Raw genomic sequence first — 13009 nt, forward strand, 5'->3', positions numbered from 1 at the left:
CACAATGAAAAAATACATCTTCATTGTTGGTTTACTGTTTCCGTGTGGTTTATTAGCTCAAACTATTTTAGGAAAAGTTACCAACGATAAAAAGGAACCGCTTATTGGCGCAAATGTAGGTTGGCTTGTCCAAAAAACAGGAACATCCACAGGCGACAAAGGAGAATTTGAAATTACAATCAAAGACATCAGCAATAAAAAATTAATTGCAAGTTTTGAAGGACATACATCAGATACGATAGAAATCACCAATCAAACATTTGTAGTATTCAAGTTGAAAAAGGAAAACATATTAAATGAGGTTGTTATTAAAAAAAATAGAGATAAGGTTACATTATCTAATTTGATTGCTATTAAAACAGAAATCATTACTCAAAAAGAATTGGGTAAGGCTGCTTGTTGTGATTTAGCAGGTTGTTTTGAAACACAAACGACTGTGCAACCACAAACAACTAATGTGATAACCAACTCAAAAGAACTTCGCATTTTGGGATTATCTGGCATTTACAATCAAGTTTTGATTGACGGCTTCCCAATGATACAAGGTTTGTCATACACGTATGGGATTAGTGGAATACCCGGAACATTGGTTGACAACATCTATGTATCAAAAGGTGCTAATAGCGTTTTGCAAGGATATGAAAGTATTAGCGGGCAAATTAATGTTGAAACCAAAGATCCTGATAACACTGATAAATTATTGCTTAATGTGTATATGAATAATTTTGAAGAAAAACATTTTAATGCTAACTATGCTTTTAAAAAAGCCAAGTGGAGTAATCTTACTGCATTTCATACAGTACAACCTGCAAATAAAATTGACCGTGACAAGGATAATTTTCTCGATTTACCCCTATTGACACGCTATATGATTTCAAATAAATGGAAATACGGAAACGACAAAGACTGGGGCTGGAGCAGTAGAGTTGGTTTACGATTTTTGAATGAAAAACGAATTGGAGGTCAAAGATTCTATAATCCAGATAACGACCAAGGCAGCACTTCTATTTACGGGCAAACGGTTAATATTAATCAGCCTGAAATTTGGACAAAAACGGCTTATCGTTTTAATGACAATCATAAAATAACTTTATTTGTTTCTTCATTTCATCAAGACCAAAAATCTTTTTTTGGAACGGTAAAATACAACGCACAGCAAACAAATTTTTATGGTAATCTGCAATCTGAATTGGTCTATTCCCAGAGACATTCATTAAAAACAGGTATTAGTTACCGTCTCTTAGATCTCAATGAAGACATTGCTTTCACTGATACATCTTTGCAAAGAACTTACGCAGGGAATTACAATAAAGTGGAGAATATTCCAGGTGTATTTGCTGAAAATTCAATGAGTTTTTTAAATAGTAAATTAACTTGGATTGCTGGTATTCGTGGCGACCAACATAACCAATTTGGCTTTACTCTTACTCCAAGAACTTTATTGAAATATGACGTTACGCCAATAACTATTTTTCGTGCCAGTATCGGAACAGGCTGGAGAACAGTTAATTTATTCAGTGAAAATATAGGCTTATTGGTTAGTTCAAGGGACATCGTTTTTGCAGAGCAATTAAGACCAGAAAGAGCAACAAATTTTGGAATTAACTTTACTCAAAAATTTGAAAGCAATAATCTTTCGGGTTATATTAGTGCAGATTTTTATAGAACTGATTTTCAAAATCAAATTTTTCCTGACTATGACACCGACCCAACAAAAGCAATCATTAAAAACTTTACTGGAACAAGCATAAGTAATGCTTTTCAAACAGAGCTTTATTTTAAAATTTGGAAGCGCTTTGAATTTAAAGTGGGCTACAACTTTTTAGATGTTTACAGAGAAATAGATGGAACAAAACAATTATTACCTTTCAATCCTGCACATAAAGTTTTGACGACTTACAGTTATAAACCCTTAACAAACAAATTCCATTTTGATGTAAATGTGCATTGGTATGGTGAACAACGATTACCAGACACACAATCAAATCCAGTAGAATTTCAACGACCTGATTTTTCACAACCATATACTTTGGTAAACGCTCAATTTACTTATATTTTTAAAAAGATTGAAGTTTACACAGGATGTGAAAATGTATTTGATTTCAGACAGAAACAACCAATTATTAGTTGGCAAGACCCATTTGGTCAATACTTTGACACTTCATCTGTTTGGGGGCCAACAAGGGGAAGAGAGGTTTATGTTGGCATTCGTTTCAAACTTACAAATGAATGAACCAAAATTTTGAATTAAACAAAAAAAGCCTAATCATACAGAGAGGGTACTGAAAAAGTCCTTAAAGAATTAGATTTCATTAGAAGAATAGAAAAATAAGATATTCTACTCTTTTTTTTGTCCTGAAAAAGATATGCTTAAGCAAAAGTCGAGTTTTGCATAATTGCCTTTCTGCCGAACTATTCATCACAAAGGGATCTTCGGCAACGATAGGTTTTGTATATTTTTGTCCAGCACAACAAAACAAAATCTTATCCAAAAAAATTTTTTTTTTTTGTAAAACATTGAAATTCAAAACTGTTAAAATTAATTTAAAATATTATTAATATTTAGTCTAAATAAGTTTGTCAAAACGGAAATGAATTTTATATTTGCACCGTTATTTTTAACTATTCTAAATAAATGAGCAAAAAATACTTTTTAATTGGCTTAGTAGTAATGATAACGCTATCCAGTTGTGCTGATGATTTCGAATATGTACCTGTTGTTAGTAATAAAATAGCAATCGGGAAATTAATTTTCTTCGATAAAAACCTCTCCAAACCTATCGGTCAAGCTTGTGCTTCTTGTCACGCACCAGAAACTGGCTTTAGTGATCCTTTGCTCAGAGATGTATCTGAAGGTGCCATAACTGGTGCTTTTGCAAATAGAAATTCTCCAAATTTAGCCTACAACGTTTTTTCTCCGGAGCGTACCTATAATACTACGGATGAAACCTATATTGGCGGATTATTTCTTGATGGACGATCCCCAAATTTACAAGAGCAACTCAGGCACCCTTTTATTAATCCAGTAGAAATGAACAATGCGGATATTGCAGATGTTATTTCAAAAATAAAAAAGACATCCTATTATTCCGAAATAGAAAAAGAATACGGGGTAGCAAAGACCGACGAAGAATTAATGTCCTACATCGCCGATGCATTAGCATCTTTTGAGACATCAAAAGAAGTGAATTCTTTTACCTCAAAATTTGATTATTTCAACAAACAGTTGATCAAATTTACGGATGATGAAAAGAAAGGATTATCCGTTTTTAAAGGAAAAGGAAAATGTGCACAATGTCACGTTTTAGAACCTGACGAAAGAACGGGAAAAATTTTGTTTACTGATTTTAGCTATGATAATATAGGAGTGCCCAGAAACGAAAAAAATCCATTTTACAACCAATCAACAGCCGTAAATCCTGCTGGAGCCAACTTTATTGATCTGGGTATTGGAGCTATTGTTTCGCAACCCGAGCACAACGGAAAATTTAGAGTTCCTACGTTACGAAACATTACTATTTCAGCCCCCTACTTTCATAACGGATCCTTTAAAACCTTAAAAGAAGTCATCCATTTCTATAATGTTCGAGATGTAAACCCAAACGAATTTGCTACTCCCGAAGTACTTGAAAACGTAAATAGAGACGAATTAGGTAATTTAAAGATGACTGCCCAAGAAGAAAGTCAACTAGAAACATTTCTTGGAACGCTTACCGATCATTACCGAAAATAATTTTTTAATACTACAAAAATCACAATATGAAATTCAATAAAATAATGTTTACCCTTCTTGCCTTAGCTGGACTGCAAACCATAGAAGCGCAAGAAAATACCGAAAACTCCCTGAAAGAAGTTATTGTCAAAGGCTTTAAAACCGTAAATGGGATAGGTCACTTGCCCGATAGTAAAGACGGAATCATTTATGCTGGTAAAAAAAGTGAAATCATTCTTGTTGACAGTCTCGATGCCAATAAAGCAGTCAATAATACCAGACAAATACTAGGAAGAATTCCAGGTTTAAATATTGTAGAAACAGAGAGTAGTGGATTTACCGCCAACGGAATTGCAACACGTGGACTTAATCCGTCACAAAGTGTAGAGATGAATACCAGACAGAATGGGTACAACATCAGTGCTGATATTTATGGTTATAATGAATCGTATTACATTCCACCAATGGAAGCTGTCAATCGCATCGAATTGGTTCGAGGTGCTGCATCGTTGCAATTTGGTTCACAATTTGGCGGTTTAGTCAATTATGTCACCAAAGATGCCCCAAAAAACAAACCATTTGAATTTATTACTTCACAAACAATAGGAAGCTATGGGTTGTTTAATTCCTTTAATTCTGTTGGTGGAAACTATAAAAAAATAAGTTACTACGGCTTTTTACAATACCGAAATATGGAAGGCTACAGACCCAACAGTCAGCAATCGCAAGTTTCTGGATTTGGAAAAATACAATACAATCATTCTGAAAAATTAAATTTTGGCGTTGAATATTCTTTACTTCGAAATAAAATAAAAATGCCAGGCGGATTAACTGATAGTTTATTTTACGCTAACCCAAAAGCCTCGACACGAGCAAGAAACTGGCTAAAAAGCCCTTGGAATATCATTACGGCTTACGCCAATTATACGCCTTCGGAAAACAGCACTTTGAGCGTTAAATCAATCTATTTATTTAGCGGTCGTTCGTTGGTTTGGAGAAATGAAGACGGAGGAGCCGGAGCCACAGATGACACAGACCCAATAACGGGAACCTATGTCCCAAGAGAAGTAGGTATCGAAAAAATGAACAATACCACAACTGAAGTGCGCTATTCCCAAAATTATTCTTTGGGGAATCAAAAATCAACTTTTGCAAGTGGTGTGCGTCAAAGTTATGCTTGGTTTAAGCGTCAAGGCGGCGGAGAAGGAACCACAAATAGTGATTTTGATTTATCTATTATAGGAGATTGGGGATATGATTTAGATTTTACCACCACCAATCTAGCTCCGTTTGTAGAAAATATTTTTAAAGTTTCCAAAAATTTTACCGTCACTCCCGGTTTCCGATTTGAATATTTAAGAAGTACCGCCAAGGGACATAAAGAAGTAGAAGGCGACATACAGCTTACAGGTGAAGTTAGAAATAGAACTTTTGCATTAGCAGGACTTGGATTGGAGTTAAAACCAGGAAAAAACACCAGTCTCTATGCCAATATTTCTCAGGCATACCGTCCGATAGATTACAGCCAATTAGAACCTTTTGGAACTAGTTCAAAAATAGACCCTAACCTGAAAGATTCAAAAGGATTTAATAGTGATATAGGTTACAGAGGAACCATCAGAAATTACCTTAATTTTGATATTGGAGCTTTTTATATGGCGTACAACAACCGTATCGGGGTAACATTAGCAACCAATCCAATTACAGGAGATTATTATTCTGTTAGAAAAAATATTGCCAATAGTGTACACCAAGGAATCGAAAGTTATATCGAGTTTAATATTATAAAATACTTTAATTCGCAATCTGATTTTGGTTTAAGCATTTTCAATTCATTTTCTTATATAGATGCCAAATATACAACAGGAGAATTTAAAGGAAAAAGAGTCGAAGCGGCCGCCGAAACCATAAACCGCATAGGCTTAATTTTTAACACTGATAAATTATCGTCCACTTTACAGTACAATTACGTTGGAGATGCTTATGGAGATGCTTCTAATGTTATGACTAGCGAAGATCCAGTTGCGGGTCATATTCCTTCTTATACGGTTTGGGACTGGAGTGCTTCCTATAAATTAAATAATTTTGCAATCAAGTTAGGCGCTAATAATTTAGCAGATAAATCCTATTTCACTCGTAGAACTGATGAATATCCTGGGCCAGGCATTATACCTGCCGTGGGACGAAGTTTCTATCTTGGATTTACAGCTAAATTTTAGTAAACAAAGTACTTATATTTCAATTTTTAAACACACATTTCTTTTTTTGATATGTGTGTTTTTTATTTAAGAAAGATATCTATACTTTGATGTACCATGTTTTCCCAAAGTTCGTTGTCTTGAAACTTTGGGTTACTTGCTCATTTTTAACTTTTCTGACTTGGTAGGTGCGTTAAAAACTCGTCCGTGAAGTGGCGCATATACTTGTCTAAAGCTTGGTGTGTCTGTTGGTGAAATCGAAAAAGAATTAACTTTCCATATTGCTCGTCATACTTTTGCGACGACTGTAACACTCACAAATGGTGTTCCCATTGAAAGTGTGAGCAAAATGTTAGGACACAAAAACATCAGAACTACGCAGCACTACGCTAAAATATTAGATAAAAAAGTGAGTGAGGATATGATGGTTTTAAGAAACAAAATGTTAAACTGCAATAATGATAAAATTATCAAAAATGCCAATTAGAATTTCTACTTTCCTAATATAGCTCATAATGAGTTTAGAATAGATAGTTCAAGTCAGGTAATTTGTAGTACATTTATCTTAGTCTGGAAATTTTTTCAAAAGAACATTTTAAATCTTATAACATGCTAACAAAAACAATTGAATCACTAAAATTTCTTTTATTGGAATATCGTTTTTATTTCTGCAGTATTGCATTGTTATTGGCTCTCTTGATTTATAGTTGTAATAAAACTTTGTCTTTGGAAAAAGAGCTCCAATTGAATCAAACCACATTCGAAAGAAGGCAAAAGGCATATGATGAAAAAGCAAAACAACAGCGAGAAAAACTCGAGCGTATGATAAAAGAGATCAAATCAGAAAAATAAAACTTATAGCGGTTCCGTTCAACACAGGCTTCATTGTTGGCTTTTCAAGCCCAACGAAGCCTTATCTGTTGTAGGCAGTGCTTTATTTTGATACTTTAGACTTCTTAATATTCAAAGCTTTCTGTTTTATCCATTGAATTGAAATATCAACAGTTTCTGTAATATCGCCGGAAGAAGTATTGTGACCTAATGTTGAAAACAAAGTATATTCGAAAGGTTTACCTTGAACTTTGAATGTATTTAGTTGCTCTATACATAACTTTACTGGAATTTGGATATCTTTCTCGCCAAAAAGCCAAAGTCCTGGAATTGAAAGAGTATTCAGAGAAATTTTTGGGTCAGTCGCAACGAATTGATACCTGTCTGGGTCATTTTTAGTATGTTCACGAGCATCTGATTCTGTATGATTTTCCCAAAAATTATTGTTGCCGTTAGTATAAAACTGAAATCGAAGTTGTTCTAGAGTTGTAATTGTAGGGCAACTAAATAAAACCATAAATTCTATTTGTGGATTTTTGCTTGCAGCAATTGGGATAATCCATCCTGCTTGACTGAAGCCAACTAATCCAATTGGTATTTTTTTATCTTTCAAATAGGTTCGAAATGTGTTTACAGCTGAACTTGCATCGTGAGATAATAAATTAAGATTAGTAGTGTCAATATTATTAGTACCAACAGATGGCCCTGCATATACACCGCCCGATTCCCCAACTCCACGTTTATCATATGTCAATACAGCAACACCTTCTTTGGCAAGACGTATTGCGAAGTCCATTTCTCTTTTTACAGGATCAGACCCGTGAACAATTACAACTGCTGCAACTGTTTTTTTAGGTGTTAAAATTGAGCCCGCAAGAGTGACGCCCTGACTTTCAAACTTTACATCTTGAATGGTAAAGTCAGCCGATTGAGAAAATACCATTTCTGGTAAAGTTATTAATAGTAACCAAAGAAATAAGTTAGAAGAAAAGTTTATGTTCATTTAGTTTAATATAAAAATTACGTTAGATTTTCCAGTCTGCGTTAGTATTGCCTATTACGTCAGTTCTTCTAAAAACCTCCAGACTGACTTTATTTTGTTATTCATAAAGTAAATATACAGGATTAAATTGCAATTATTCCTCTTGTTTAAACACCTCCGGTTCCTTTCTGCACAGGTTTCGTTGTTTGAGCTAAGCACACAATGATCCTTAGCTGCTGGAGGCAATTACATTGATAAAATAAAATCATTTATATTGATTTCTAGTTTCCCATTTGTAAAATGCGATGTTGCCCATGCGACCTCAGTATTTTTTTGATCTTCAAGATAATAGAAAATAAAAACTTTCTCTGCTGTATGAAATATTTCATCACAAATTTTATTCGCTAACCATTCGATTTCTGATTTTCCAATTATTGATTCAAGCATTATCGTAATAACACCTTTTGAATTAAGTTTATAAAAATTTTTTTGCTTTATTTCAAAAGAAATAGCTTTATCTTTAGTAACGGAAGCAGGAATATTTTTTAAATAATGGATATTTTCTCCAAAAGGATTTTCAATTCTGATAGCTTCAAATTTATATGACTTTTCAAGATGTTGAATTTGAAAAAAAAATATGTTTCTACCTTTCAACCTGTCAAACATTTCTAACTTATGTTCTTCAGACATTCTTAAACCGAAATATATTGATTTTAAAGCTTGATGATTATATGATTGTTTTCCTGAATAATCTGTAATTATTCTATGCTCTTCTTCATATTCCCATCGTTTAGATTTAAAACCAGATAATTTGTGAATAAGTCCACCATTTTTGGTGTTGATATCTGCAAGAGTTATGTCTGGCGGAACTTTATTATATTTTACAGGAAAAGAAAATACTTTTTCTGTCTTAAAAGTATCGAGTAAAACTTCTAAATTATATTCTATACAAAATCCTTTGTGCGAATTTGCATAATGCGCCCAAAGCAATTCATCCAAAAAGGTTTTTGATAAAGAATAAATTCCAATTCTTTTATTCAATGAAAGAAAACTTTCTAGTGCTTCATTAAGATTATATAATTTTTCATTTGTATGTTTTCCATACAACCAGCTAATTGTTTTAGATTGTGTTATAAATTTTTCTGACTGTATTATTGTTTCCCATGGATCATTCAGTTCATCAATACTAGAACTCCAAAAGTAATTTTTTTCAATCGAGCTTAAATCTCTTTGAAAAACTTCTTCATTTCCTCCTCTATACTTGTATACTAACATCCTTTTTAAATGTAACGTTTGGGTAATTACCTACAACTCCAGTTCGTCTAAAAATCTCCAAACAAACTTTATTTTGTTAATTAGAAAGTAAATATATGTGATTTAAACTACAATTATTTCTCTTTTTACAACTACCTCCGGTTCCGTTCAACACAACTTTCATTGTTCGTGCTGCGCACGCAACGAAAACCTTGCTGTTAACTGCTGGCTTTATTTCTGTCTTAGTAACCATTCAATTAATTCATTATTATCCACAATACTCCAAGAATGTGGATGTCTTCTATTGTCAGGTTTTCTATAACCTTTATTTTGTGTTGTTATTAATTCTGCACTTTGATTTCCAAGTCTATTTAGTTCATTAATCATTGCGGAACATTCTGTCGCATTCATACTCGTAAAGTCCGCACCACGTTCTTTCAACCACCAATTTATGTCAGGTTCTGTGTAAATTCTCAAAGGCATTTTTATTAATTGTTTAATTGCTCTTTGGGTTGTGTCTGAAAATGAGTAAGGCGAAATAGTGTAATATTCGGTAAGGTTTGTTGTTGGACTTCCACCAGTTTCTTTTTCAATTCTGTCTACCATATAAACATTCTCTTGATTGGCCTCGTTGTCTTTTGAAAGTCGAATATCTCTTTTTGCGGAATTATAAAATCTTTCAAAGTCGAGTGGTGGGTCAATCGCAAAAACTGCTGTTGGTTTAATTCCTGCGTTTTCAGCATATTTAATGACACAACTACCGCCAATTGAAAATCCACCAACATAAAATTTTTGGTCAATAAGTTTGTGTTTAGAGGTTACATCTTTAAGAATTTTGTCAAAAGTTTGTTGGCTTAAAGTGTCTACACCAAAAGATAAAACACCGTCTTGGAAGGTTGGAATAATTGTCAAAAGTCCACTTTTAGCTGTAAGTTTAGGTAAGTCAGTTTGTTGTAAAACATTTTCTGCTGTTTCACCAAAACCCGGAATTAGAAAAATATATCCTGTCCAAGGAAGTTTTGGCGGATAAATTATTGTGTAGCAATTTTTGCTAGAATCATTTTTGTCAAGAAATACTTTTTCTATTTTCTGTCCAAATGAATTTGTCAGAATGAAGAGTGTAAAAATGGTTAATTTCAGTCTTAGCATTTTAGTTGTTGTTGTTTAAGCTTGCAGGTAACATCCGTTCGTCTAAAACCCCCCAAACGACCTTTATTTTATTAATTAGGAAGTAAATATATGTGATTTAACTACAATTATTTTTCTTTTTGAACTTTCTCCAGTTCCGTTCGACATGAGTTATCATTAGTTGTACTGCTAACACATTGAAAGATTAGCTTCTAGTAACTATTTATTTTCTAGAACATCCCAAGACTTGTATTTATTCCTATTCCAAACCACGGTTTATTCTGATAACTCCATTCTTTTGAATTTTCACCAAAATTATTGTCAAAACCAAGAGATAAGACTAGTCCAAAATTATTTCTAGCAAAAATTGAATTTATCCCATAAGTAAATGCTGCATTTGTTCTGTCAGTTGTCCAAGTTGTCGGACTCTTTACAGTACTTTTCTTCAAGTCAACTGATGACATGCCAACAAAAGGTCCAACTGTAATGGAGAAATTGTTTATTGCTCTTGGGCTGATTGTTGACCAACCAAATGTTCGTCCATAATTAAGACTTACACCTAAATTTGACGAAATAGTAGAAAAGGAACTTTCTGTTTTTGGTCTATATCTAAATGGAGTAGTTCCTATTCCCCATGTCCAAGCTCGAAATGGAATAATAATGTATTTTGTAGGGTCCCCAACTTTTTTTCTTGGTGTTAAATCTATTTCAAACTTTCCTAGTTCTGTGTCGTTTGAAATACATGTAGAAATGTCAGCATCATTGTCATCACTAATGGACCAAAAATCAATAACAGGAACTCCTTTGTCTAATGTGATAATTCCTTTAAGGTATTCACTACATACTGAAATATCTTTTACAGTTCCATTTTTGTCTTTATAAACGAGTTTTACGTAACCGCTTTCAATATCAGATTTCTTTATCTTATGATAAAATTTTGAACGGTTTTGTGCTAATGTAGCTGTCGCAACAAACAGTGATAATAATAATAATAAGATAGTTAATTTCATTTTTCTAGTTTTTAGTTCTTTTAAAATTGCTGCTAACTTCTGTTCATCTAAAAATATTCAGAAGAACTTTATTTTATTAATTAGGAAGTAAATATACAGGATTTAAACTACCTCCAATTCCGTTCAACACGGGTTTCATTGTTCGTGATGCGCAAGCAACGAAACCTTTAGATGTGATAGGTAGTTTTTAATTTGTATCCTAATATAATTCCGCTTACTAGAGTTGGAACAAATCCAAACATAAAAATCCAAAAAAATGGTTTAAAATAATAATCGTATAATTCTTCTTTAAAGTTATATTCGTAACCATCAGGAAGTCCTTCTTGCAAAAAACCTATTGTAGATCCAATTAATGTTCCGAAAAATAAAACTCCAAAAATTGCTAGAACACCATGCAAGACATTATATTTATTATTTTTATTCTTTAGCTTATTTAGGTTTTGCCCGATTAAATATCCTATAAAATACAGACCAAGTATTCCTATGAAAAAATTTAAAAATAAGCTTGAAATAAATTTTATGAATTCAGTTAAATCGAAATTTATCAAAAACAAAAATATTAAAGCCGCCACAACTAAATTTATTGTTATTGTTATGAAAATATTTTTGGTTTCTTTTTTCACGATAATATTATTTAAATTGCCTGTAAATCAGTTCATCTAAAAACCTCCAAACGAACTTTATTTTATTAATTAGAAAGTATATATATGTGATTTAAACCGTAATTATTTTTCTTTTCAAACTACCCCGGTTCCGTTCAACGCAGGCTTCATTGTTGACTTTTCAAGCCCAACAAAGCTCTAGCTGTTTACTACAGGTTCTATTTTCAATGTATTAAATATTCATAAAACTGTTTAGTAATTATTTTAAACTTCAATAATTGTTTTTCTAACTTCATCATATCTAAAAGTAATATGATTTTGTTTGACATTCATAATGGTATCATTATTCTCGTCAATCGTCCCATAAACGAAAACATACAGACCGAAATTAGGTTCGTTTGTTCCTTCTTCTAATTCCGTAAATGCTTTGTCAAATAATTTGTCATACTTATTTTTCAACCTAGATAAACTATGTTTTGATATTAACTTTTTATCAATTTTAACAGAATAATTAGATTTTTTTTTGAATTCATCTTTATAAGCCAATAAATTAAAATAAACGCAATCAGTATATTTATCAAATACATTTTTGTTTGTTTTTGATAATATAAGCTTACCATAAAATATTCTCTCATTTTGCAATTTTATAGGATCTGTGAAATATTTTATTTGTTTGAAAAAGTATCTATATGCGATTTTTATAGAATTTATTTCTATCTCAACATCTCTATTGTGTGGAAAACCTAAATACCAATTTACAATTCTATCAATACTTTGAACTCTATTTTTTCTATCAAACTTGACATTTTCATCATCAAATTCATAAACTTTTGAAATTGCATTACCACGGCCAGAAACTCCTTCGTCTTTACTATCAAGTCTGGCTTTAGTGATTTTTTTAAAATCTTCTTCATCATCATTTAAAATAAAAACAGATGGGTAACCAATTTTATTAATTTCTATTTTATTTAATTTTTGATCTCCTCCTTTTTGGTATAATTTACTTAAAGTGGCGTATTCACAGGTTTCTATATGTTCTCTATTTCTGTATTTTTTAAAATGTGGTTTTTTACGTTCTGTCTTTTTAATACAAGTTGGAGACATACGAACAGAACATATTTCATCAATACATACAAATTCTAGCTCACTATAATTTGGATAAAGATCAAGTATAGTGTCTGCCATAACAATTTCATCAGTATCCTTAATTCTTGCTTTATCCATTAATTATAAATTTAAAAGTATTTATGTTAAGTTGTTTAATTTTAGTAATCTACGGTAAACTTGTAGTT

10 protein-coding genes and 1 pseudogene are annotated in these 13009 nt (G+C 32.2%); 5 read left to right on the plus strand and 6 right to left on the minus strand.

Annotated features, from left to right (window positions below):
• Positions 1-4 precede the first annotated feature (4 nt).
• The 5 genes and pseudogenes from EKL95_RS09970 to EKL95_RS09990 all read left to right on the plus strand — a co-directional run bounded on the left by EKL95_RS09970 (position 5) and on the right by EKL95_RS09990 (position 6762).
• Positions 5-2233 carry a carboxypeptidase-like regulatory domain-containing protein gene (locus tag EKL95_RS09970; RefSeq protein ID WP_126564131.1) on the plus strand — a complete coding sequence of 743 codons (2229 nt, stop codon included), beginning with the start codon at positions 5-7 and terminating at the stop codon, positions 2231-2233.
• A gap of 402 nt (positions 2234-2635) precedes the next feature.
• The gene (locus tag EKL95_RS09975; RefSeq protein WP_126564132.1) at positions 2636-3733 is read left to right on the plus strand and encodes a cytochrome-c peroxidase; all 1098 of its coding nucleotides are present in this window, start codon (positions 2636-2638) and stop codon (positions 3731-3733) included.
• Positions 3734-3759: 26 nt separating this feature from the next.
• Positions 3760-5931, plus strand: a complete 2172-nt coding sequence (locus EKL95_RS09980; protein ID WP_126564133.1) for a TonB-dependent receptor family protein — start codon at positions 3760-3762, stop codon at positions 5929-5931.
• A gap of 235 nt (positions 5932-6166) precedes the next feature.
• Positions 6167-6397 (plus strand): annotated as a pseudogene (locus tag EKL95_RS09985) (tyrosine-type recombinase/integrase); the annotation flags it as partial.
• Positions 6398-6519: 122 nt separating this feature from the next.
• Positions 6520-6762 (plus strand): hypothetical protein, encoded by a 243-nt coding sequence (locus tag EKL95_RS09990; protein WP_126564135.1) that lies wholly within the window; start codon positions 6520-6522, stop codon positions 6760-6762.
• Positions 6763-6844: 82 nt separating this feature from the next.
• Here EKL95_RS09990 and EKL95_RS09995 read toward each other — a convergent pair whose 3' ends face one another.
• From EKL95_RS09995 to EKL95_RS10020, 6 genes are all read right to left on the minus strand, one after another.
• On the minus strand, positions 6845-7744 hold the full coding sequence (locus EKL95_RS09995) for an alpha/beta hydrolase family protein (protein ID WP_126564136.1): 900 nt from the start codon (positions 7742-7744) through the stop codon (positions 6845-6847).
• A gap of 225 nt (positions 7745-7969) precedes the next feature.
• Positions 7970-8998 (minus strand): DUF2971 domain-containing protein, encoded by a 1029-nt coding sequence (locus EKL95_RS10000; protein ID WP_126564137.1) that lies wholly within the window; start codon positions 8996-8998, stop codon positions 7970-7972.
• Between the two features lie 210 nt (positions 8999-9208).
• Positions 9209-10126, minus strand: coding sequence for an alpha/beta hydrolase (locus EKL95_RS10005; protein WP_126564138.1), 918 nt, complete (start codon positions 10124-10126; stop codon positions 9209-9211).
• A 209-nt stretch (positions 10127-10335) separates the two neighbouring features.
• Complete coding sequence (locus EKL95_RS10010) at positions 10336-11115, minus strand: hypothetical protein (protein WP_126564139.1); 780 nt, start codon at positions 11113-11115, stop codon at positions 10336-10338.
• 167 nt (positions 11116-11282) lie between these two features.
• Positions 11283-11738, minus strand: coding sequence for a hypothetical protein (locus tag EKL95_RS10015; protein WP_126564140.1), 456 nt, complete (start codon positions 11736-11738; stop codon positions 11283-11285).
• A 243-nt stretch (positions 11739-11981) separates the two neighbouring features.
• Complete coding sequence (locus EKL95_RS10020; protein ID WP_126564141.1) at positions 11982-12941, minus strand: hypothetical protein; 960 nt, start codon at positions 12939-12941, stop codon at positions 11982-11984.
• Positions 12942-13009 lie beyond the last annotated feature (68 nt).

This window comes from Flavobacterium sp. LB2P53 (assembly GCF_003970305.1).
Classification (GTDB): domain Bacteria; phylum Bacteroidota; class Bacteroidia; order Flavobacteriales; family Flavobacteriaceae; genus Flavobacterium.